The sequence below is a fragment of the Brachybacterium sillae genome (assembly GCF_025028335.1).
In the GTDB taxonomy this organism is placed as follows: domain Bacteria; phylum Actinomycetota; class Actinomycetes; order Actinomycetales; family Dermabacteraceae; genus Brachybacterium; species Brachybacterium sillae.
Map to the genome: position 1 here is coordinate 1,154,413 of NZ_JAFEUW010000001.1, position 22,185 is coordinate 1,176,597.

A 22,185-nucleotide genomic window follows, 5' to 3' on the forward strand; every position below is an offset into this window, starting at 1 on the left:
CCGAGCCCTCAAAGCACCGGGGCCTCAGAGCACCGAATTGAGGAAGGCCCGCAGGCGCTGCGTGCGGGGGGCGTCGATCACCTGCGAGGGCGGGCCCTGCTCGACGATCTCCCCGTCGGCCATGAACACCACATGGTCGGCGACCTCCCGGGCGAACCCGATCTCGTGGGTCACCACGATCATCGTCATGCCGGAGCGGGCGAGGTCCTTCAGCACGCTCAGCACCTCCGCCACCAGCTCCGGGTCGAGAGCGCTGGTGGGTTCATCGAAGAGCATCAGCTCCGGCTCCATCGCGAGCGCCCGCGCAATCGCCACCCGCTGCTGCTGGCCACCGGAGAGCTCCGAGGGGTAGTGGTCGGCGCGGTCGGCGAGACCGACGCGGTCCAGCAGCTCCCGGGCGGTGGCCTCGGCGCGGTCGCGGGGGATGCCCCGCACCTGCACGGGGGCCTCCATCACGTTCTGCAGGGCGGTCAGATGCGGGAACAGGTGGAAGCGCTGGAACACCATGCCGATGCGGGAGCGCTGCGCGGCGATCTCCTTCTCGCTCAGGCGCTGCCACCGGCCGTCCGGGAGCGGTTCCTCGGCGAAACCCTGGGTGACGCCGTCGATGCGCACCCGGCCGGAGGTCGGTTCCTCCAGCTGATTGATGCAGCGCAGCAGGGTGGATTTCCCGGACCCGGAGGGGCCGATCAGCACGCACACCTCACCCTCGCGCACCACGAGGTCGTTGCCGCGCAGCACGTGGAGGCAACCGAACACCTTGTGCAGGTCCTGCACCTCCACCAGGGGGTGGGCGGTGGTGTCCCGGGCCGGGCTCTCGGGTGTCGGGCTGTCGGGCGTCGGGCTGTCGGGCCGGGTGCTGGTCACAGCTCCACCTCCGGGAGGGAGTCCTTGGGGGTCGTGCCGGCGCGGTTCACGGCGGCCTGGCGGGAATGCCGGGTGGACGGGCCGGTGGGGCGGTCGTCGAAACCGCGGCCGAAGTAGCGCTCCAGGTAGTGCTGGCCGACCATCAGGATGCTGGTGACCAGCAGGTACCAGAACGCGGCGACGATCAGCAGCGGCACCGGGGTGAACAGCATGTTCGCGATGCTGTTGGTGGCGAAGGTGAGATCCAGGGTGAACGGCACCGCGAGCACCAGCGAGGTGGTCTTCAGCATGCCGATGGTCTCGTTGCCCAGGGGCGGGACGATCACCCGCATCGCCTGCGGCAGCACGATCCGTCGCAGGATCTTCCCCTCCCCCATGCCGAGGGCACGGGCGGCCTCGCTCTGGCCGCGATCCACACTGTTCAGGCCGGAGCGGATGATCTCCGCGAGGTACGCGCCCTCGTTGAGGCCGAGGCCGATGACCGCCGCCCAGAACGCGGTGAAGAGGTCACGGGTCTCGAACGCGAACAGCTCCGGACCGAAGGGCACACCCACCGCGATCTTGGGGACGATCACGGTGAACAGTCCCCAGAACACCAGCTGGGTGTACACCGGGGTGCCGCGGAAGACGAAGATGTACGCCCACGACACACCCCGCAGCACCGGGTTGTGGCTGCGCCGCATGATCGCGGCGGTCAGCGCCACCACGGTGCCGACGATCATCGACAGCAGCGTCAGCAGCAGAGTCCAGCCGACGCCCTGCATCACGCGCACGTCGAACAGGAACCGGGCGACGGTGCCCCAGGCGAACACCTCGTTGCGCACCAGGAACATCAGCAGGGCCAGGGCGAGGACCGCGACGATCGCCGCGGAGATCCAGGTGCCCGGGCGTGGGGCGGAGCGCACCCGGCGGGCGGCCGGCAGGCCACCGTGGCGCGGCGTGGTGGGTGTCGGGGCGGAGGCCGACGGCCCGGTCGGGTCGGCGGGGAGGGAGGCGGAGGTGCTCATGCGTCGGGGTCCACTTCGGAGACGGGGATCATGCCGGACTCATTGCCCCAGGCGGCGAGGATGCGCTGCATGTGGCCGGAGTCGATGAGGTGCTGCACGGCCTGCTGGAGCGCGCGGGCCAGCTCGGGCTGATCCTTCGCGACGACGATGCCGTTGAGGGCGGACTCCTCGACCGGGCCGATGCGCTCGAGGGTTCCGCGGGAGCGGGCGACGGCGTACTCGATCACCGGGGAGTCGGCCATGAGCACGTCGGTCTTGCCGCCGGCGGTGTTCGTGGCGGCGTCGGCGTTGGTGGTGTATGCCAGCACGTCCAACCGGGGGCGCTGCTCGGCGCGGCAGCGGTCGGCGCGCTCGCGCGCCACTTCCTCGGTGTAGGTGCCGACCTGCAGGGACACGCGCTCCCCGCAGAGGTCGGCCGGGTCGACGCCGTAGGGGTTGCCGGTGCGCACCGCGTAGGAGAATCCCGCGCGGAAGTACGACACCATCGAGACCGCCTGAAGGCGTTCCGCGCTGATCGTGAAGCTGGAGATTCCGACGTCGTAGCTGCTGCCCACGGCGGGGATGATCTGGGAGAACACCGCGGACTCGGTGCGGGTGCGCAGCCCCAGGACACGCCCGAGGGCGTTGAACAGGTCGATGTCATACCCGACGGCGTTGCCCTGGCCGTCGAGGAACTCCCCCGGCGCGTAGTCGAGGGAGGCACCGTTGACCAGTTCGCCGCGCTCCCGGATCGCGGCGGGGACGCGCTGCGCGATCTGCGGGACCTCGGTGATGGCGGAGAGGTCGACGGTGGGGACCGCGTTGGTCTCCGCCAGCAGGCGGTCACTGGCGTGCGTGCAGGAGGCCAGCGCACCGGCGCCGAGGGCGGCCAGCGGGAGGGCGCGCAACAGGCTGCGCCGGGACGGTCGAGTACTCACCCCACAAGTGTATGCATGGTTATGCATATCCTTGAGTGTCCTGTGGGGCGCTGGTGGCGGAGCTCACGTAGGGAGCGAGCTCGGGGGTGCACGCTACGGTGTTCCGGTGAGCTCCCGCATGCAGAAGATCGTCATCGCCGTGGTGGCGCTCGCGCTGATCATCCCCACCGGATTCATCGGCGTGGGTGCGCTGACCGGCGGGCAGGACAGCACGGACGCGGGCGGCCCGGGTGCAGCCTCCCCCGTCGTCGAGGACACCCGTCCGGCCGTGGACCCCGCCGATCAACCGGCCCGGCCACAGCTGGCGATGCCACCGTTGCCGGCCGCCGTCGACCAGCAGACACCTGCGGGTGCCGAGGCGGCGGTGCGGTACCTGCTCGACTCCTACCCCGCGATGATGACCACCGGGGACACCTCCGCCTGGGAGCAGGTGGTCTCGCCCCAGTGCGCGGTCTGCACCCAGTTCCTGGACAATGCGCAGGCGCTCTCCGCGCAGGACGGGTACCTGGTGGGGGGTGAGTTCACCGTCGACGACACGCGCTTCAGCGGCACCGGCGAGCCGCCCGCCAGCGGCACCGTGGAGGTCCGTTTCCGCGAGGCCGAAGGGCTCCTGATCGACGACCCGACGCGGCAGGGCACTCCGATCCCGCCCGTGAGCGGCACCCTCAGTGCCCAGGTGGCCTGGGACGGGTCGCGCTGGCGCGTCCGAGACATGGCCCTCGCGCCGGATCACCAGGGCGCGGCGGGGTCCGACGGCGGGGCGGGCTGAGCGACACTGACGGGCTGAAGGATGCCTGCGTGGAGGGGACCGCGCTGCGCCTCCCCCGTCGAGCTGGACGAAACTGGCGGAATCCAGGTCCCGAAACGCCATTCTCATCGCACTACCGAAGCGTCACTCTGGAGGAGTCGGGACGTTGGCACCCGCACAGCACTGAGTGGGCACCACCAACGGGGCCGGAGCTGGAGATCACCAGCTGGGCATGCGGTGCCCACCACCAGCGAGGCCGGGGGTGGAGATCATCAGCGGAGCACGCTGTGGGAGGCGGGGGCAACATCAGCGTGCCACGCTGGCCGACGCCGCGACATCGAAGCAGTTGGCGGAATCGGCCCTGGATAGCGCCAACTGCGCGCCCCTCGAGTCTCACCGGCGGGCCGAGCCGGCCGCGGTGCGGGGTGGGCCGAGTCGGCCGCGGTGCGGGGTGGGCCGAGTCGGCCGCGGTGCGGGGTGGGCCGAGCCGGCCGCGGTGCGGGGCACGTGAGCCGGGCTGGCTGGCCCCGCTGGCCGCGCCGGGGCTATCTCAACCCGGGCAGCTGCCGTGCGGCGTCGGCCGAGTTGCCAGTGAGCTCGCGCACGGGCGCCTGGCCGGTGGCCTGCGCCAGCTGGGCGAGTCGCTCCGCGCCGACGGAGCGGGCGAGGCTCCCGGCCGCCTGGGCGATCTGTGCGGTGACCTGCTCCGGCGGGGTGGAACTGGTGCCGGCGAACCATACCCAGCGCCCGTCGATGGACAGGGGTGGGGGATCCTGCAGCGGGGCGAGCAGCGCGTTGTGGCGCCGCGCCTCCTTCGGCGAGGGGCCGACGAAGTGCACGCCCCTGCCGGTCCAGGCACTGCGGCGCACCGTGGACTGCGGGAAGCCGGAGTGGCCGGTCTCGCGCCCGTACTTCCGAGCGCCGGTCACGGGCACCACGCTGCCGGGCACGATCTGCTCGTAGCGGACTACGTACGGGCGCAGCCCTGGGGCGACGGAGCCGATCACCAGGCCGCGCTCGCACACCACCAGCCGTTCGCCACTGATGTACAGCAGGATCAGGCCGAAGATGAGCGCGAAGGTGGCGATGGGCCCGATGATGAACAGCGCGTTCTCACCGGGGTTGATCAGGGTGAGCCCGGAGAACAGCGCCCAGACCAGCACGAATATCCCCACCACCAGCGGACCGGGGCGGTCGGAGTGGACGGCGAGGACCTCACCCACCTCGTCCCGGTGACGGCGGGCCTTGCTGCGGGCCGTCACTCCTGGGGGTCCTCGGTGCCGGAGCCCTCCGGTGCAGTGGCCGCGACGACATCCTGCAGGAGGGCCTCAAGAGTGCTGCGGGACACGGTGCCGACGCGTCGTACGGTGTCCTCGCCCTCACCGGCCTCCTCCATCAGAGCGACCCGGCTCCCGCCGGAGAACAGTGTGAAAGCGGTGGGCTCCTGGGCGCCCTCACGCTCGAGGACCAGGATCGTGGTCATGGCCCGTGACTCTGCCAGGCGAGCCGCCGTGGGGCTGCTGCCGAACTCCGATGCCGGGACCTCCACCGGCTCCTCGTCGGTCTCGCCGATGCCCTCGGCCGGATCGATGAAGGCGATGAGCTGCTCCGGAAGCGCCGCGCCGTCCATCAGGAAGAACAGGTGGAACCCGGTCGCGTCGAACACCTCCCACAGCACGCGCACCTCGCCGTCCATGTGGAAGAGGTAGAAGTAGCCATAGGCCGTCCCGCGCTCGGTGCGGCGCTCGGCGATCATGACGGCGTCGGAGGTGCGGCGCAGCACTGCCGTGCCCTGCAGCTCGGGCACCGCCACCATCGAGGCCTGCTCCTCGCCTGCGGCGTCATCGCGTCGGGGGTCGTTGACCACGGCGGAGGTGACGATGCCGCGCGCGATCATCGACCGCATGGCGGCAGCCGTGACCAGAGCGCGGGATTCCTCCCCCGGAGCCGACTCCGCCACCCAGGGGGTGGGCGTGAGCGGATCGTTCTGGAAGCCGTCCAGAGCCATCAGCTCCTCGTCGGTGAGGGTGACGATCTCCTTGACCTCCCCGTCCAGCGGCTGCATCAACAGGTCCGTGGCGACCTGGATGTCCTCGGCGGAGAAGCTGGGGGCGCTGGACGGCGGCTGCGGTGCGGAAGTCATGGTCTGAGCGTACGCACAAGCGGGTTCACGTGCACGCCGTCACCGATGGATCAGAACAGGCCGCCGAGGAAATCGCCAGCGGCGTCGAGCGCTCCGCCGACGACATCGCCCGCGTCGCTGACGAAGTCGCTGACATGCCCGCCGACGTCCCCCGCGAAGGAGGTGATGCTGTCCCAGTTGTCGTAGATGGCGTTGCCGGCTGCCCACAGGCCCGCGCCGAGCCCTGCCGCGGCCACCACTCCCAGCCCGATGGGGCCCAGGGCGGCGCCGGCGCCGAGGGCGACGGCGAGTCCACCTGCACCGCTGATGACGCTCAGGCCGCCGGCGATGCGGTCGCCCCACCCGCGCCATCCGTCGTGCGAGGGGTTGATCATGTCCGAGATGCCCCCGGCGATCGCGAGGACGCCCCCGGCCCCGCCGAGGAACCGGCCCACGCCTCCGAGCTTCCCCAGGAAACCGGCGGCATCGTCGACCATCCCGGAGCGGATGAACGCCTGGGCGGACTGTGCGGCGGGGCCGAGGGTGCCCATCGCCTGGCGCAGCGCCATCAGGCTGCGGCCCTGCTTGAACATCTTCCAGGCGGCACCGGCGGCGCTGCCCACGGAGGTGGCGACGCCAGCGATGGTGCTGAGCGGATTGGAGAGCAGGTCGGAGAGCATGTCGCCGAAGGAGCGGTCGCCACCGCCGCCTCCGCCGCCCCCTTCACCGCTGGCCTGGTCCTGCTCCTCCGCGTGCTCGCCGATCTCGGTGCGTCGGGAGTCGAGCTTGCCCGCGACCTGATCGAACAGGGAGGAGATGCGGCCGGCGAAGTCATCGCGGAACGAGTCGGCGTCCTGGCCCACCCACTCCACGGAGGTGACGCGCGACTGGAGGGTGTCGCGCAGCTCCATCAGGCGCCCGGAGCCCAGCTGCACCCTGTCCGCGTAGTCACGGAGCGCGTCGGTATCGGCACCGTAGAAGCCGCTCATCCCTGCCTCATTCCCCTGTCCGTGCCGCGCATGCGGTCTGATCGTCAGCAGTCAGGGTATCCAGCACGCCACCGGAGCACTATGGGGAGTACTCCCCATGCCGGAGGGCCAGTGGATCCCGCGCTGCCTCAGCGAGGGCCGACGGTTCGGTACAGGAACAGGTCGGTCCGGTAAGGGACGCCGATGGTGCTTCCGCGTGCGTGACCGAGGTGCTCGTGCAGGTACCAGTCCAGGTTCGCGAGCACCCGGTTGCGGCGCTCCGCGGCGGCGGTGATGACATAGCTGCGGGTGCGGGCCAGGTCGATCACGTCATGGCTGGGCATGGGGTCCTCCCAGCGGTGCACCCGGCGCTCGATGAGTGACAGCTCAGGACCGACAGCGGGCTCGAAGTCCTCCCGCTGCACGTCACCGGCATGCATGATCCGGGACAGCCGGTGCACCCAGGGGATCGCAACGTCCAGCGTGTTCCACACCAGCGCGAGCACCCCACCGGGGGCCAGCAGCCTCGCCACCTCGATGGTGGCGGCCGGGGCGTCGAACCAGTGCCAGGCCTGCGCGGCGGTGACGAGGTGGGCCATCCCCTCAGGCAGGCCCGTGGACTCGGCGGGCGCGAGGTGGGTGGTGAGCGAGGGGGCCGACGGTCCTCGCCTGCGCGCGGTCTCGAGCATGGCGGCGCTGGTGTCCACGGCGGTGACGTCAAGTCCCCGCTCGGCCAGGGCCCAGGCGAGCTTCCCGGTGCCGGCACCGAGGTCGACGGCACGGGCGCCGCCGTCAGCGCCGGCAGCGGTACCGTCGTCGTCGGTATCGGGCAGGTGAATGAGGATCGCGCCGATGACGGCGCCGGGGTAGCCGGGCCGCAGGCGGTCGTAGTCCTCGCCCTGGTCCTGGAACGCGGCGGCGAGGGCCTCCTTCCGCTCGGCGCTGCGAAATCGCGGCTGATGGCGGGAGGAGACGGGCGGGACGGTCGGCGCGGGTCCGGCCGGCACACGCGGCGCGCGCCGCTCGGACCTGGCCTGGGGCGATCGCGGGGAGCTCACCGCGCCTCCCGGTGCGCCACCCAGGAGTGGTGCAGCCCCGCGTAGATCCCGCCGGGCAGATCCACCAGCTCGGCGTGCGGCCCGTGCTCGACCAGGTCGCCGTGGTCCAGCACCAGGATCTGATCGGCCCGCTCGGCGGTGGAGAGACGGTGGGCGATGGTGAGGGTGGTGCGGCCGCGGGCCAGGCCGTCGATGGCCTGCTGCAGGCGCACGTCGGCCGCGGGGTCCACGGCACTGGTGGCCTCGTCCAGCACGATCACATCGGGATCGGCAAGGTAGGCGCGGGCCAGCGCCACCAGCTGCCGCTCCCCCGCGCTGAGGGACTCGCCGCGCTGCCCGACGGGCGTGTGCAGCCCCCGCGGCAGCGACTCCAGCCATTCCGCCAGGCCCAGTTCCGTGAGCGCGGCGCGCATGTCGCGCTCGGTGGCGTCGGGCCGCCCGAACCGCAGGTTCCCGGCGACGGTGGTGTCCAGCAGGAAGCCCTCCTGCGGTACCATCACCACCCGCGAGCGCAGGGAGGCGAACGGCACCCGATCCACCGGCACGCCACCGATGAGCACCTGCCCGGAGGTGGGGTCCATCATGCGGGTGAGGAGCTTCGCGAAGGTGGTCTTGCCCGATCCGGTCTCGCCGACGATCGCGGTGTGGGAACCGGGCGGCAGGTCCACCGTGAGGCCGTGCAGCACCTCCGGCCCGCCGGGGTAGGCGTAGCGCAGATCCCGCACGGAGACACCCAGCGCCCCCGGCGGGAGGGGCCGGGCGTCGGGCAACGCGGCGGTCCGGCCACCGGTGTGGGGGTCGAGAGACCCGGCGGGGTCGGCGACATCGGCGGGGGTGTCGAGCACCCCGAGGACGCGGCGCCACCCGGCGACGGCGTTCTGCGCCTCCGACAGCATCTCGATACCCATCCGCACGGGCTGGGCGAACAGCGACACCAGGAACACGAAGGCCAGCAGCTGCCCGGCGGTGAGCATGCCGGTGCTGGTGCCGAGCCACACACCGCCGACGACCACCAGGGCGGTCGCCACACCGTCGGACGCCTCCCCCACGAAGGTGGAGGTGGAGGTGGGCAGCAGCACCCGGTACTGGGCACGGCGCACCCCGCGGATCGCCTCGGTGCTGCGGTCGCGGGACCTCTCCGCCACGCCGTAGGCGCGCAGGGTGGCGGCACCGACGAGAGACTCGGAAACCTCCCCGAGCATCCCGCCGACGGCGGTGCGCACCCCCTGGTATCGGCGGCGGATCCCCGCCTGGATCCACCGCAGCAGCAGGAACACCGGCAGGTACGCCACCCACACCAGGATCGCCAGCGGCCACGCGTACACCGCCATCACGACGGTGGCGAGGGCCAGCTGCAGCACCATCACCACCAGCATGATCCCGCCGAAGCTCATGAACTGGCTGACGGTGTCGACGTCGCTGGTCACGCGGGAGACGAGGGCGCCGCGCTGCTCGGTGCCCTGGGTGAGAAGGGACAGGTCGTGGATGTGGCGGAAGGCGCGGGTGCGCAGGGTCGCCAGGGCCGTCTCGGAGGCGCGGAACAGCCGCCGGTTCATGAGGATGCTCGCCAGGGTGGTCACCAGCAGCACGAGGGCGGCGAGGCCGGTGGCGGCGGCGACGTAGGGGATGTCCGGCCGTGGCGGCTCGACGATGCCGCGGTCGATGACACGCTGCACCGCGATCGGCACGACGATGCGCCCGGCGGTGGCGATCACCGCCAACAGCACGGTGATCCACAGGCCCTGCAGCACCTGCGGGGTGAGGGCGAGGCCACGGCGGACGGTCGCGAGGGCGCTCTCGTCGGCGGACTGCGCGGCCAGGGTGGAGGTCGTGGTCATCGCTCCTCCTCCCCGGCCGCTTCGAGCAGCCCGTCGGCGATGGCGGCCTCGTCATAGGCATCGACCAGTGCCCGATACGCGGGGACGTCCTGCCGCAGCTGCGCGTGGGTGCCCTGCGCGGTGACCCGCCCGTGCTCCAGCAGCACCACGTGATCGGCCAGGGCGATGGTCGATTTCCGATAGGCCACGAGCAGCAGAGCGGTGTCGGTGAGTTCCCGCCGCAGCTGGGCGAGGATCGCCTCCTCCACGGCGGGATCGACGGCACTGGTGGCGTCGTCGAGGATCAGCAAGCGGGGGCGCCGCACGATCGCCCGGGCCAGCGCCAGGCGCTGCCGCTGGCCGCCCGACAGGGTGCCACCGCGCTCCCCCAGTGGGGTGTCGAGTCCCTGCGGGAGGGCGTCGACGAAACCGTCGGCCTGGGCGATCCGCAGGGCGCGACGGATCTCCTCCTCGCTGCGCTCTTCCCCGAGGGTGATGTTCTCCCGCACGGTGGTGTCGAGCACGAAAGCCTGCTGCAGCACCAGGGCGACACCACGGGTGAGGGCCTCGGCACTGAGGTCCCGCAGCGGGGTGCCGTCGAGCAGCACCTGGCCGGTGTCCGGGTCGAACAGGCGGGCCGCGACCTGCGCGAGGGTGGACTTCCCCGACCCGGTGGGGCCGACGACCGCGACGACGCGACGGCCCGCGGCGGGATCCACGGTGAGGGACACCCCGTGCAGGGAGTGCGTGGGCTCCGGCGCGGTGAACGCCTCGGCATCCGCGTCGGCGTCCCCGGTCGTGCCCGCGGGGGCGGTGGCGAGGCGCGGGGCGAGGACATCGACCTCATGGTCGCGGTAGGTGACCTCGACGTCGCGCAGCTCGAGACGGCCCGGACCGGGCGGCAGCTCGGCGGTGCCGTGCGGCAGATGGTCGGAGGCCTGCAGCACCCGCTGCACCCGGCCCCAGCCGACGACACTGCGCGAGAGGTCCCCAAGCACCCAGCCGAAGGAGCGGATCGGCAGCCCCATGAGGGTGAACAGATAGGCGATCTGCACGACGTCCCCGGTGGTGATCGCGCCGGCGCCGACCCGCCAGGCCCCCAGCAGCACCACGACGAGGATGCCCAGGCTCGGCAGCAGTTCGATGAGCGGGTCGAACCATCCGCGGACATACCCGAAGCGGATGCCGTTGTGGCGCAGCTGCTGGGCGGCCTCCCGGAACCGGGCCTCCTCGAGGTCCTCCCGGCCCAGGGACTTCACCACGTGGGCGCCGTCGAAGGACTCGTGGGCGATCTCCGCGACCTTCGCCCGCAGCCGCTGCGATTCGACGACCACGGGGGTGGCCTGCCGCTGCAGCAGCACGTTCAGGCCGATCAGACCCAGTGACAGCGCCAGCAGCACTAGCAGCACATAGGGGTCGACCCGTGCCACCAGCACACTCGCATAGGCGAGCATGACCAGGGTGGACAGGGCGAACGGGAACGCCATCATCGAGAAGAACGTGGCCTCGATGTCGGCCTGGAGGTTGCTGAGCAGGGTGCCGGTGGACTGCCGGCGGTGCCACAGCAGCGGCAACCGGGCGTGGACCGCCACCAGGCGTTCCCGGTACTCGCGGTGCAGGTCGAAGATCAGGGCGTTGGTGACAGTGCGCCGCACGGCGACGGCGACGGCCCGCGCCACGGCGATGCCGAGGATGGCCAGGCCCGCCACCATCAGGGCACCCCAGGGTGTGGTGCCGGCGGCGAAGGCCGGCAGCACGACCTCCTCGGTGGTGCGGCCGATGATCTGGCTGGTGATGATCTGCAGGATCGCGAAGACGATGCCGCCACCGACGGCGAGCGCGAACAGACCCTTGCGTTCGGCGGCGGAGCGCAGCAGGCGGGCGAGACCCGGCAGCAGCACCCGGGTGGGCACGGCGGACGGGCCCGGCGCCGCGGGGGCGCCGCTCACGACTGCGTGAAGTGGACGATGGCGGCGACCGCGAGCGCCAGGCTGGAGCCGAAGGCGCAGGCGAGCTCCACCAGGATGCCCAGCCCGATGGCTTTGAGAGCCACGACGGTGGAGTCGAGGGCGGTGCGGGCGTTCTGCAGGCGCGACAGTTCCGCGAGGTACAGACCGATCATGAACCCGAGGGGAATGCCGAGCACCGGGATCACGAAGAAGCCGACGATGGCCCCGGCGATGCCCAGGAGGATCGCCCAGGTGGGCACCTGCCGGGACTTCAACCGTTTCCCGGTGAGCACGTAACTGGCGGTCATGCCGATGACGCTGAGCACCAGCACCACCGAGAAGGCGACCCAGCTGGGCCAGCCGCCGATGAGGATCGCCCACACCAGCATGGTCACGACCAGGGTGAGGGTGCCCGGCAGCACCGGCAGCACGATGCCGGTGAGCCCGACGATGAACAACAGCGCGGCGAGGACGGTGACGAGGACGTCGACGGGGTACGCGACCACGGGGCCTCCGGGGCGAGGAGAGGGAGCGGCAGAGGTCAGGAGCGGGAGGGGCGGGGGCGGGCCTCCCAGCGTAACCGGCGTCACCCCGGGCCGGGGTGACCAGCGGTCAGGCGGTGACGGTGAGGGTGGAGGTGTCGTCCGCCTGCCGACTCACGCTGATGCGGTCGGGGATCCGCTGTTTCAGCTCGGCCACGTGGGAGACGATGCCGACGCTGCGCCCGGCCTCGGCGATGCGGGAGATCTCCTCGATGACGCCGTCGAGGCGTTCCGGGTCGAGGCTGCCGAAGCCCTCGTCGATGAACAGCGTCTGCATGGTGACGCCTCCGGCCTCGGCGCTGACGGTGTCGGCCAGGCCCAGCGCCAGTGCGAGCGAGACGATGAACGTCTCCCCGCCGGAGAGGGTCTCCGGGCGGCGGGAGCGGTCGGTGCGGCGGTCGATCACCCGCAGGTCGAGGCCGGTGCGGCCGCGTCCGCTGGTGGCGTCCTCCCGCACGAGTTCGAGGTCGGCGTCACCCATCCGGGTGAGCCGCGCGTTGGCGGCGTCGACCACGTCCTCGAAGCGGCGCATCAGCACGTACGTCGACAGGCGCACCCGGTCCCCGGCGTTGCCGGTGGCGAGGTCGGCCACGCGGATGATCGCTCCGGCCTCCCGGGTCACGGTCTCCACCTGCTGCACGGAGTTCTGCAGGTTCGCGCGGGCGCCGGCGGTGCGGTCGGCGGTGTGGCGGGCGGTGGCGGCCCGGGCCTGGGCGGCGGTGGCCTGCTGTTCCTGGTGGGTGACCTGCTCCTGGGTGCGGGCGAGCGCGGCACGCGCGGCGGCCAGCGCGTCCTCGTCGGCGGTGAGATCCGCGATCCCCGGTGCGGCGAGGCCCTCCTCGAGCCGTGCGCGGTCCACCCGGTCCTGGTCGACGCGGATCTGACGCTCCTTCCGCTGCGCAGCGGTCAGGACGCTGCGGCGCACCCCCTCGTCGCTGTCGAGTTCGGTGACCACAGCCGGGTCGGCCCCCTGGTCGGTGAGGGAGCGGCGGGCCTCGTCACGGTGACGCTCGGCCTCGGTGCGCAGTTCCTCCCAGCGGGTGCGAGCCTGGTCCGCAGCCACCAGGGCCTCGCGCAGCTCGCGGGCGACACCGGCGCGGCGCCTGTGGGCTTCAACCTTCTCCAAGATGCCGGCCGACTCCCCCGGGCCTCGGCGACGGTCAGCCGATCGGCCTCCAGACGGGCGGTGGCCTCGGTGAGGGCGTCGGTGAGGGCCTCTACCCGGGAGATCTGCTGCTGGCGCTGCTGCTCCAAGGCGTGGGTCGCGGCCTCGTGGTCACGCAGCTGCTGCTCCCCGCGGGTGACGCGGGCCCCGGCCTGCTCGGCCGCGCGCATCGCCTCGCGGGCCTGCGCATGGGCCTTCTCGGCGGCGGACACGGTCAGGTCTCCCGCCTGCTCGCGCAGGGTCTCGTGACGATCCCGGGCGCGGTCCCGCGCGGAACGGGCAGCGGCCAGAGCGGTCTCGGCGTCACGACGCAGCTGCTCCACCGCGTCCATGGTCTCCTCATCCACGTGACCGTCCTGGGGGGCGGCCGGCTCGGGATGCTCCCGGGACCCGCAGACGGCGCAGGGTTCCCCGTCGGTGAGCCCAGTGGCGAGTTCCGCGGCGAGCCCGGCGCGGCGCCGGGTCCGCAGGTCATGCTCCCGGTCGATCGCCACCTGGGCGGTGCGTCCCGCGGCCTCGAGGGCCTTCTCGGCGTCGGCGACGGCACGTTCCAGGCGGTCGGCGGACCGGGCGGCTGCGAGGCGCTGCCGGGCGGTCTGCTCCGTCCGCGTGGCGGGGGCGAGGTCCGCCGCGGCGGTGCGGTCCGCTTCGAGCTGCTGCTCCATCGCCTCCCGCTGGGCGGGGCGGTCCGCCAGCTGCTCGGTGAGGCGGGCGGCACGTTCACGAGCCTCATCCCGGTCCCGTCTGGTCGCGGCGATCTCGGTCTCTCGGGTGGGTAGGGATGCCTCCAGCTCCACCAGGGCGCTGAGACGTCCCGCGGCGGCGGTGTCCTCCTCCGCGGTGGCCGCGAGCGTCTGCAGGGCCTGCGGCTGCGCCACCAGGGCGGCGAGGTCGGGGTGGGTGGTCTGTGCTGCGTGTGTGAGGTCCTCGAGGTGGGTCCGGGCACGGTCGGCCCGACCGGCGGCCTCATCGCGGCGGCTGAGAGCCTCGACGACGGGCGCAGCGGCCGCATGCAGCAGCAGCCGGGCACGGTCCTCCTCGATGGCGGGGGCCTGCCGGGTGAGGCGGTCGGCGAGCTCGTCGAGGGTGCGGCGACGCTCCAGGCGGGCGAGCTCCTCGCCCTGCCGGTGGTGGGCGTCCCGGGCGGAGGTGAGCTCCCGGGCCACGGCCTCGGCCTGCTGCTGCAGTGCGGTGGCGCGCTCGGTGAGGATCGTCGTGATCACGGTGGCATCAGCCTGCAGGGCTGCCAGGTCGCGCCGCTCCACGTGCTCCGCGAGGGTCAGGGGTTCGTCCTCGGCATCAGCGTGCTCGCGGTCCTCCCCTGCCTGCTCTCCCGGGTGATCGTCGTCCGCCGGTCCGGGCACGGCATCCAGGCCGGAGGCCTCGGTGAAGCGCTCCACCGCCTTCGCGAGGAGCACCTGGGCATCGGCCTCCCGCGCCCGGGCGGTGCGGCGGCGATCCTCCAGCTCCTTCTCGATCTGTTCATACATCTCCGTGCCGAACACGCGGGTGAGCACCCGCTGGCGCTCGGAGGTGTCGGCCCGCAGGAAACGCTGGAACTCCCCCTGCGGGAGCAGCACAGTCTGGGTGAACTGTTCGCGGGTGAGACCGATGGCCCCCTGGATCTGGGCACCGACCTCATCCAACCGGGTGGCACGGACCTCCACCCCGGCGCCACTGCCGGTGGTGTCGGCGATCGCCGCCGGGATCAGCTCCGGGGACGACAACCGCCACAGCAGGGCCCGGGCCTGCTGTGTGGTGGTGCCGGTGCCGCGTTTCTTCGGCCGCTCGAACTGGGGGCTGCGCAACACCCGGTAGATGCCGCTGCCGGTCTCGAAGACCAGGTCCACCACCGAGGGCTCGTCGGGCGCGGAGAACTGGGACCGGATCCGGTCGGTGCCGAGCCCCTGCCCGGCCACACCCCCGTAGAGCGCGAACACCACGGCATCGAGGATCGTCGACTTCCCCGACCCCGTCGGCCCCTCCAACAGGAAGGTTCCGGAGGCACCGAGCGCCGCGAAGTCGATGCGCATCTCGTCGCGGAACGGGCCGATGCCCCGCAGCCGCAGATGGTGCAGTCTCATGAGGCCTCCTGCTGACGTCGACGGACGGCGCCCCAGGCGCCTTCGAGGATCTCCAGGTCCTGCGCATCGGCGGGCCCACCGGTGGCGTGGGCGAGGAAGTCCCCCATGACCTCCATCGGATCCTGCTCCCCGCGCACCTCCCGTACCCGCGCGGCGAGCTCGCGGCCCTCGGGCCGGTGATGCACCAGCAGCAGGTGGGGGAAGACGGCTCGCAGGCGTTCCTGCAGGTGGGCGGGGCGTTCCCGGTCGGTGACGGTGAGGGCCGCCCAGTCGTCACCGTGCACCTCCCCCTGGGCGAGGATCTCGTCGAGCGTGCCGGTCAGCTCCACGATCCGGCGGGGCTGCGTGATCGGCAGCCGCTGCACCGATTCGACGCCGTCGGCACCCATCTCGACCAGCAGCATCGCTTTGCGCTGGTTCCGCTCCGACAGGGAGTACGGCAGGGGCGAGCCGGAGTACCACATCGCCCCACCCGCGTCGCGCAGCAGACCGGAGAGGTCCTGGCACCCGTGCAGGTGCCCCAGCGCCACGTAGTCGATGCCGGTGAACACGCTCGCGGGCACGGTGTCGACCCCGCCGACGGTCAGATCCCGTTCGGACTCGGATTCGACGCCTCCGGCGACGAAGGTGTGGGCGAGCACCACGGAGCGCGGACGCGGCCGACCCTCGCCGGCGAGCGCGGCGGTGCGCTCCTCGAGCCGCGCGCGGACGCGGGCCATCGCGGCCCGGGTGACCGCCTCATGGCTGCGGCCGAGCGGGTCCTCCCCCTCGGCGACGAGGGAGTGGCGGGTGATGTCGGGCTCCAGGAAGGGCAGCCCGAAGAACAGCACCTGGCCGTGCTCGTCCTCCACCGTGACGGGGTGGTCGATCCCGGGGGTGTCCGTGAGCAGATGGATGCCGTCTCGCATGATCTCGCGGCCGAAGCCGAGGCGTGCGGCGGAATCGTGGTTGCCGGGGGTCAGCACCACGGTGGTGATCTCCGCCAGCTGCGCGAGGGTGCGTGACAGCAGCGTCACCGACTGGACCGGGGGGATCGCCCGGTCGTACACGTCCCCGGGGATCACGACGACGTCGACCTGCCGCTCTCGCACCGTGGCGACCAGTTCCCGGTGGAAGGCCTCGTGGTGCTCGTGCAGCTCATGCCCGTGCAGGGTGCGCCCCAGATGCCAATCCGAGGTGTGGAGGATTCTCATGCCGCCGAGGCTACGACGAGGCCCCGACAGACGAAGCCCGCGCCCTCCCCCACCGCAGCAGCAGACCGGCCGCGACCACCGCGTCGGCCAACCCCAGGCGACGGGCGAGCGCCCCGGCCACAGGGACCGGGGCGCTCGAGGCTGAGGGGTCAGCGGTCACCGACGCTGCAGCCCCTTGCCGTGGGTCAGGCCCTGCTCGGAGGCGTGGTCAGCGCCGCGGCCGGGGTGGCCGGCGCCCTTGTCACGCCCCAGGCCACGGCCCGGGTTCTCCGGCTTCCCGGGCTTCCCCGGCTGCTCGGGCGTCGGATCGGTCGGGGTCGGGTCCGTCGGCTCCGGGTCCGTCGGCTCCGGATCGGTCGGCTGCGGGGCCGGGAACTCGCCGTCCAGGCCGACCACCAGCGGGCTGTGGTCGGAGGACCCGAAGACCGTGGGCTCGTACAGGTCCGTCACGTTGTTGCGGTACCGGGAGTACTGCGTCATCGGCGACTCACCACCGTTGATGTGCCAGTGGTCGGCCCCGGTCACGCGCTCCGCGGCGGACGCATTGGCGATCACGTGGTCCAGGGAGCCGACCATGCCGCCGAAGGTGTAGCTGAAGCCCTCCGGATCGTAGGTGGCACCGAGGTTGACGTAGCCCTGCTCGTACAGGTGCTGCAGCGGCAGCTCCTGGGAGTAGGCGTTGAAGTCACCGGCGAGGAAGACGTCCTGCACCCCGAGGGCCGCCTGACGCTCCGCCACCCACGCCGACAGCGCCTTCGCCTGCTGCATGCGGGAGGTGCGGGCGTTGCCCTGGACCGGATCCGGGGTGAGACCGGCGTCCTCAGCGTCCTGGGAGCCCTTCGACTTGAAGTGGTTCAGCACGAAGAGGAACGGATCACCCTGCTCGCCCTCGGCGTTGACCGGGGCGAACACCTGGCCGATGGGCTCACGGGCGTTGTCGAAGGCCGGGTCACCGGCGAGGATCTGCGCCCCACCGACCGGGGTCACGGCCGCCGTGCGGTAGATGATCGCGTTGGTGATCACGTCCTGGCCGCCGTCGCGACCCTGCGCCGCGTAGGCGTCGGCCGTCGGGACGTACGCCCAGGTGCCCTCGCCGTCGCGGGCGTTCAGCGCCGCCACCAGGGTCGCGGTGGCCTCATCGGGGGTCTCCCCCAGCCGCGCGGAGTTCTCGATCTCCATCAGCCCCACGACCTCCGCGCCGGAGGTGGAGATGGCCTCGACGATCTTCGTCTGCTGGCGCTCGAGGTCGTCCGCACCCCAGGCACCGCGCAGGTCGCACCCGCCGCGCACGTTGGTGCCGTCACCGTCCATGTTCGTGTACGGGGTGCAGCCGGGGGTGTTCTCCCCCAGAGTGGTGAAGTAGTTCAGCACGTTGAAGGTGGCCAGCTGCAGATCCCCGCCGACGTTCTCCGGGGTCTCCTCACGGGCATCGCCGAAGGTCACCCCGTCGGTGGCGGCGGAGGTCCACGGGCTGGTCGGCTGCAGACGCCAGGCGTCGAAGCCATAGGAGACGATCACCGGCTGGGTGAAGGTGGTGGAGGCGCCGACGACGACCGGCTCCTCCGTGGTCAGCCAGCTCATCGGCTGCTGCGGATTGCGGGAGAAGTTGGTGGTACGTCCGTCGTCGAGGAGCACCTTCTGCGCGGCGAGCGCCTCGTAGGCGGCGGTGGCCTCCGCGCCCGGGATCATGACGTCGCCGGGCTGGCGCAGCGGCTGATCGCCGATGGCGAGGCCCACCTCGCCGTACTGGTTCGTCGGGTAGACGTCGGTGACGGTGAAGTCACCCTCACCCGGCAGGTAGAGCATGTGCTCGATGCTCTCGCGCTGCGCCTCCTCGGTCGGGAACAGGTCGAGACTCAGCGGCTGGACGGCCTCCAGCGGCGCGTCGAGCCTGGTCAGGCCGCCGTCCTGGACGGTGATCTGGGTGGAGCCGAAGTACTCCGAGACCTGGCCGGTGACGCGCACCGAGTCGCCGATGGCCACCTGGGAGACGGTCTGCGGGGAGTACACGAACACCGCGGTGGATCCCTGATGGCTGGAGAAGTCGAGGGCACCGCCGGTGCCGCCGGTCTGGATCACGTAGCCGTTGAGGCCACCCTCCGCGTACACCGCGGTGACGACACCCTCGGTGGTCACGGTCTGGCCGACCAGCGGGCTGGCGGCGCCGGTGCCCTGGATCTCGGAGATGCTCACGACCTGGGGCGCGGGGGCCGGGTCGGTGGGCGTCGGATCCGTCGGGGTGGGATCGGTCGGGGTGGGCTCCTCCACAGCGGTGCCGCTGGGCTGCGGGGTCGGCTCCCCGACGGTGAAGTCGGTGGAGTTCTCCCCGGTGGAGGCGGTGCGCGCCACGGAGGTGGCGTTGGTGGTGGCCGGCGCGGGGGCGTCACCGGAGTAGGTGGAGGCGCCGCCCCAGCCCACGAGATCCACCACGGCGGGGTCGGTGGCGCAGGTGGTGCCGGTGCAGGCCAGCTTCCCGGAGGCGTCGGACAGGGCGAACACGCCGCCGGTGCCGGCGGCGTTGATGGTGCCGGTGAGGTCGGCGCCCGGCAGCGGGGTGGTGCCGCCCGCGCCCTGGGCGAGCTGGATGAGGAAGGTGTCCCCGGGGGCGATGGTGCCGCTCAGCGCCAGGGAGTTGTTGAAGGTGCCGGTCTTCGAGGCGTACTGGAGGGTCCAGCCGTCGAGGGAGACGGGCTCGGTGCCGGTGTTGCGCAGCTCGACGAAGTCGTGGGTGTAGGTGGCACCGGAGTTGCCGCCCCCGCCGTACACCTCGTTGATGACGACCGCGCCGGGGGTCACCACGGCGGCCTGGGCGGCGGTGAGGCCGACGGGGAGGACGGAGGCACCAAGGGTGACGGCCACGAGGGCCGGGCCGAGGCGACGCAGACGGGCGAGGCGGGCGGGGCGCGAGATCGGTCGCATGGGGGGTCTCCTGGGAACGCGGAGCGGACGGAGGTGGGAGGCGGGGAGGACGCGCGGGACGGGGACGGGCCGGGGCCCGGAGACGGAGAACGGGGCCGAGCGGCGGGCTCGACCCCGTTCTCCGGGGGATCAGTGACGCAGGAGGCGACGCAGGGCGACAGCCCCGGCACCGACCAGGGTCAGGGCCCCGGCGCCGATCGCGAAGGGTGCGACCTCCGCACCGGTGCGCGGCAGCTCACCCTGCGAGGCCGGCGGCTGGGTCGGCTGCGGCTGGACCGGAACCTGGGCGACGGGCGCGGTGGTCGGCTTGCCGGGGTTCTCGGGCTTCCCGGGGTGCTCCGGCTTCCCGGGGTGCTCCGGCTTGCCGGGGTTCTCGGGCTTGCCGGGGTTCTCGGGCTTCCCCGGAGTCTCCGGCGTGCCCGGGGTCTTCGGGTCATCCTCGGAGGAGTCGTCGCAGGCGGCCGGGAGGTCGCCCTCGCGGGTGACCTCGATCGGGCCATAGGCGATCTCGGTGCCGGTGTCGGCCACCGCGGTCAGGCGCAGCATGTAGTCGTCACCCGCCGGGGCGCACTCCGGCGCCACCAGCTCGACCTCGGCCTCCCATTCGCCGGTCTCCTCGTTCTGCACGTAGGGGGCCTGGAAGGTGCCGGTCACCTCACCGTCGGCGTCGAGCAGCTCGACCGTGACGGAGGTGATCTGCGGGGCGCCCAGGCTGCGGGACTCGAAGCCCGACAGGCGCAGGACCCACGGATCCTCCTCGCCGCTCCCGGTGCCACCCAGGTCCTGCACCTCGACCCCGCGCTGGGAGTAGTCGGCGGCGAGGTCCTGGTGGGCGCCCAGGTAGGAGATCCAGGCGTCGCGGTCCAGCAGACCGGTGTCGGTGACGTTCGCGGCGTCCGCGAGGACGTGGAAGTTGTCGCCACCGGACATGAGGAAGCTCGCGGCCACCACGGTGTAGGTGGCCTCGAGGTCGATCGGCTCACCGTTGATGGTCACGCCGGTGATGCGCTGGCCCTCGGGGAGGGAGGCGTCGTAGGTGTAGGTGACGTTGTCCGACAGCCCCAGCTGCAGGTAGGCGCGGGAGGGGACGTTGCCCTCGGCGTCGCGCTGCCACTGCTGCTCGAGCAGGGTCACGACCTGCTCACCGGTGAGCTCGCCGGTGACGAGGGTGTTGGTGAAGGGCACCACGTCGTTGGCCTCGCCCGCGGTGACGACCCCGTCGCCCTCGGAGGCGGCCTGGTCGTACCACAGTTCGGCGCGCACGCCGCCCGGGTTCATGATGCCGATGTCGGCCTGCGGGCCGGCGTAGGTGTCCTGCTGGGTGGCCCACACCATGGAATCGGCGAGCTCGTTCGACAGTGCGGAGGAGCTGCCGCGGTCGTCACCCTTGGCCTTGTCGACCGACGCGGTCCACACCCCGTCGACGTACTGCGCATCGCCGGGGGCCCAGGCGGTGGTGATGTCACCGGCCACGGAACCGACCTCGACGGAGGCGGCCTCCTCGCCGGCGGCCGCGGCCTCCTCGGCGATCCGCTTCGCCTCGACATAGACGGGGTCGGCGGCGGCGTCGCAGGCCTCGATGTTCGCCTCGTCGGTGGACACCAGGCGGGTGCCGTCGGCGGTGACGTCCCAGTCACCGTCGGCGCCGAGCTCCAGGGTGATCGCCGCCAGGTTGTCGCCGTAGGAACCGGTCTGGACGATCGGGCGGACCTCGCCGTCCTGGCCGGGCACCGGGGCGTTGTACGCGTAGGTGGCGTGGGTGTGGCCGTTGAAGATCGCATCGGCCTCGGCGGAGGTCTCGGTGACGATGCGGGTGAAGAGGTCCCCGGACTCGGCCGGAGCGGTGCCGGCGTCCGCGCTTGCGGAGGAGCCGTCATGGTACTCGACGACGAGGACGTCGTAGGCGGTGCCGGAGGCCTTCAGCTCCTCGATCGCCGCGTTCACGGACTCGACCGGATCACGGAACTCGAGACCCTCCACCCCGGAGGGGGACACCAGCGACGGGGTGCCGGCGGTGTCGGCGCCGACCACGGCCACCTTGACGCCCCCGGCATCGACGACGGTGTACGGGGTGGCGGCGCGGGTGCCGTCAGTGTTGTACACGTTCGCGGCGAGGTACTCCCACTCGGCGAGGTCGTCCACGCGGCCGCGGAGGTCGTCCTGCCCCTGGTCGTACTCGTGGTTGCCCTCGGCGGAGGCCTGCAGGCCCAGCGCGTTGAGGTACTCGATGGTGGGGACGTCCTGCTGGATGTAGGACGCGAACTCCGTGGCGCCGATGTTGTCCCCGGCGGAGAGGAACGCGGTGTTCTCCCCGGCAGCCGCACGCTCGGTGGTGAGCGTGCAGGCCAGCGGCACGGCACTGGACTCGATCCGGCCGTGGAAGTCGTTGATGTTGAACAGCGTCACCTGATCGCCGGTCTCGGCGGCGACGGCGGACGGGGCGACGAACAGTGCGGGGGCGGCGACCAGCGCGAGCAGGCCGGCACCGGCGGCAGCGCTGCGGGCGCGAAGCAGGGACGACAGAGGACGCATGCGAACTCCTGGGCTGGGCCCGGCGGCGAGCCTGGGCGACGGATGAGTGATCCGTGAACGGAACCTGACCATGGTCTCCCGAAACCCACCGCGCCGGGAGGGGCTCGGGACGCAGCGACGCCGTTTGTCACCGACTGTTCACTTCGGGGTGGCCCGCGGTGGCAGGGACGTCCGGGACCCCGGAGGGGGTGTCCGTTCCCTCGGCTCCCCCTCGATGCCCGACCCGGAGACGCCTGTCGGGGTGGCTGGCTAGAGTGCTCCCCGGCGCGCGCCGGCTCGTGCGCCTCCCTCCGCGCA

The 22,185-nt window shown here is 72.2% G+C and carries 16 protein-coding genes; 1 reads left to right on the plus strand and 15 read right to left on the minus strand.

All coding sequences use genetic code 11. The features are described 5' to 3' along the window. Positions 1 to 24: 24 nt before the first annotated feature. The 3 genes from JSY14_RS05365 to JSY14_RS05375 form a co-directional block, all read right to left on the minus strand. Complete coding sequence (locus JSY14_RS05365) at positions 25 to 786, minus strand: amino acid ABC transporter ATP-binding protein (protein WP_259559561.1); 762 nt, start codon at positions 784 to 786, stop codon at positions 25 to 27. A 77-nt stretch (positions 787 to 863) separates the two neighbouring features. Continuing rightward, positions 864 to 1,874 carry an amino acid ABC transporter permease gene (locus JSY14_RS05370; protein WP_259557752.1) on the minus strand — a complete coding sequence of 337 codons (1,011 nt, stop codon included), beginning with the start codon at positions 1,872 to 1,874 and terminating at the stop codon, positions 864 to 866. Beyond that, positions 1,871 to 2,791 (minus strand): ABC transporter substrate-binding protein, encoded by a 921-nt coding sequence (locus JSY14_RS05375; protein ID WP_259557754.1) that lies wholly within the window; start codon positions 2,789 to 2,791, stop codon positions 1,871 to 1,873. Before JSY14_RS05375 ends, JSY14_RS05370 begins: the two co-directional genes overlap by 4 nt. Positions 2,792 to 2,897: 106 nt before the next feature. Here JSY14_RS05375 and JSY14_RS05380 point away from each other — a divergent pair, with 106 nt between their 5' ends. Continuing rightward, the gene (locus tag JSY14_RS05380; RefSeq protein WP_259557756.1) at positions 2,898 to 3,560 is read left to right on the plus strand and encodes a DUF6318 family protein; all 663 of its coding nucleotides are present in this window, start codon (positions 2,898 to 2,900) and stop codon (positions 3,558 to 3,560) included. Between the two features lie 524 nt (positions 3,561 to 4,084). Here JSY14_RS05380 and JSY14_RS05385 read toward each other — a convergent pair. The 12 genes from JSY14_RS05385 to JSY14_RS05450 all read right to left on the minus strand — a co-directional run bounded on the left by JSY14_RS05385 (position 4,085) and on the right by JSY14_RS05450 (position 21,888). Further along, positions 4,085 to 4,801, minus strand: coding sequence for a hypothetical protein (locus JSY14_RS05385; RefSeq protein WP_259557757.1), 717 nt, complete (start codon positions 4,799 to 4,801; stop codon positions 4,085 to 4,087). Then, complete coding sequence (locus JSY14_RS05390; protein ID WP_259557758.1) at positions 4,798 to 5,682, minus strand: hypothetical protein; 885 nt, start codon at positions 5,680 to 5,682, stop codon at positions 4,798 to 4,800. The genes JSY14_RS05385 and JSY14_RS05390 overlap by 4 nt, the downstream gene beginning before the upstream one ends. A 50-nt stretch (positions 5,683 to 5,732) precedes the next feature. Then, complete coding sequence (locus JSY14_RS05395; RefSeq protein ID WP_259557759.1) at positions 5,733 to 6,650, minus strand: WXG100 family type VII secretion target; 918 nt, start codon at positions 6,648 to 6,650, stop codon at positions 5,733 to 5,735. A gap of 128 nt (positions 6,651 to 6,778) precedes the next feature. Then, on the minus strand, positions 6,779 to 7,687 hold the full coding sequence (locus JSY14_RS05400; RefSeq protein ID WP_432803602.1) for a class I SAM-dependent methyltransferase: 909 nt from the start codon (positions 7,685 to 7,687) through the stop codon (positions 6,779 to 6,781). Beyond that, a complete protein-coding gene (locus JSY14_RS05405; protein ID WP_259557760.1) occupies positions 7,684 to 9,525 on the minus strand; it encodes an ABC transporter ATP-binding protein in 1,842 nt (613 codons plus the stop codon). Before JSY14_RS05405 ends, JSY14_RS05400 begins: the two co-directional genes overlap by 4 nt. After that, the gene (locus JSY14_RS05410; RefSeq protein ID WP_259557761.1) at positions 9,522 to 11,453 is read right to left on the minus strand and encodes an ABC transporter ATP-binding protein; all 1,932 of its coding nucleotides are present in this window, start codon (positions 11,451 to 11,453) and stop codon (positions 9,522 to 9,524) included. The genes JSY14_RS05405 and JSY14_RS05410 overlap by 4 nt, the downstream gene beginning before the upstream one ends. Beyond that, on the minus strand, positions 11,450 to 11,959 hold the full coding sequence (locus tag JSY14_RS05415) for a DUF456 domain-containing protein (protein WP_259557762.1): 510 nt from the start codon (positions 11,957 to 11,959) through the stop codon (positions 11,450 to 11,452). Before JSY14_RS05415 ends, JSY14_RS05410 begins: the two co-directional genes overlap by 4 nt. A 106-nt stretch (positions 11,960 to 12,065) precedes the next feature. Beyond that, positions 12,066 to 12,527: an SbcC/MukB-like Walker B domain-containing protein gene (locus JSY14_RS05420; protein WP_349773619.1), complete on the minus strand. Its 462-nt coding sequence runs from the start codon at positions 12,525 to 12,527 to the stop codon at positions 12,066 to 12,068. A 374-nt stretch (positions 12,528 to 12,901) separates the two neighbouring features. Further along, entirely contained in the window at positions 12,902 to 15,244 is a 2,343-nt protein-coding gene (locus JSY14_RS05425) for an AAA family ATPase (protein WP_259557764.1), read from the minus strand. Beyond that, the gene (locus JSY14_RS05430; RefSeq protein WP_259557766.1) at positions 15,241 to 16,437 is read right to left on the minus strand and encodes an exonuclease SbcCD subunit D; all 1,197 of its coding nucleotides are present in this window, start codon (positions 16,435 to 16,437) and stop codon (positions 15,241 to 15,243) included. Before JSY14_RS05430 ends, JSY14_RS05425 begins: the two co-directional genes overlap by 4 nt. Before the next feature lie 156 nt (positions 16,438 to 16,593). Next, positions 16,594 to 19,356, minus strand: a complete 2,763-nt coding sequence (locus tag JSY14_RS05435; RefSeq protein ID WP_285892250.1) for an ExeM/NucH family extracellular endonuclease — start codon at positions 19,354 to 19,356, stop codon at positions 16,594 to 16,596. Between the two features lie 129 nt (positions 19,357 to 19,485). Next, entirely contained in the window at positions 19,486 to 21,888 is a 2,403-nt protein-coding gene (locus JSY14_RS05450; protein ID WP_285892251.1) for a bifunctional metallophosphatase/5'-nucleotidase, read from the minus strand. Positions 21,889 to 22,185 lie beyond the last annotated feature (297 nt).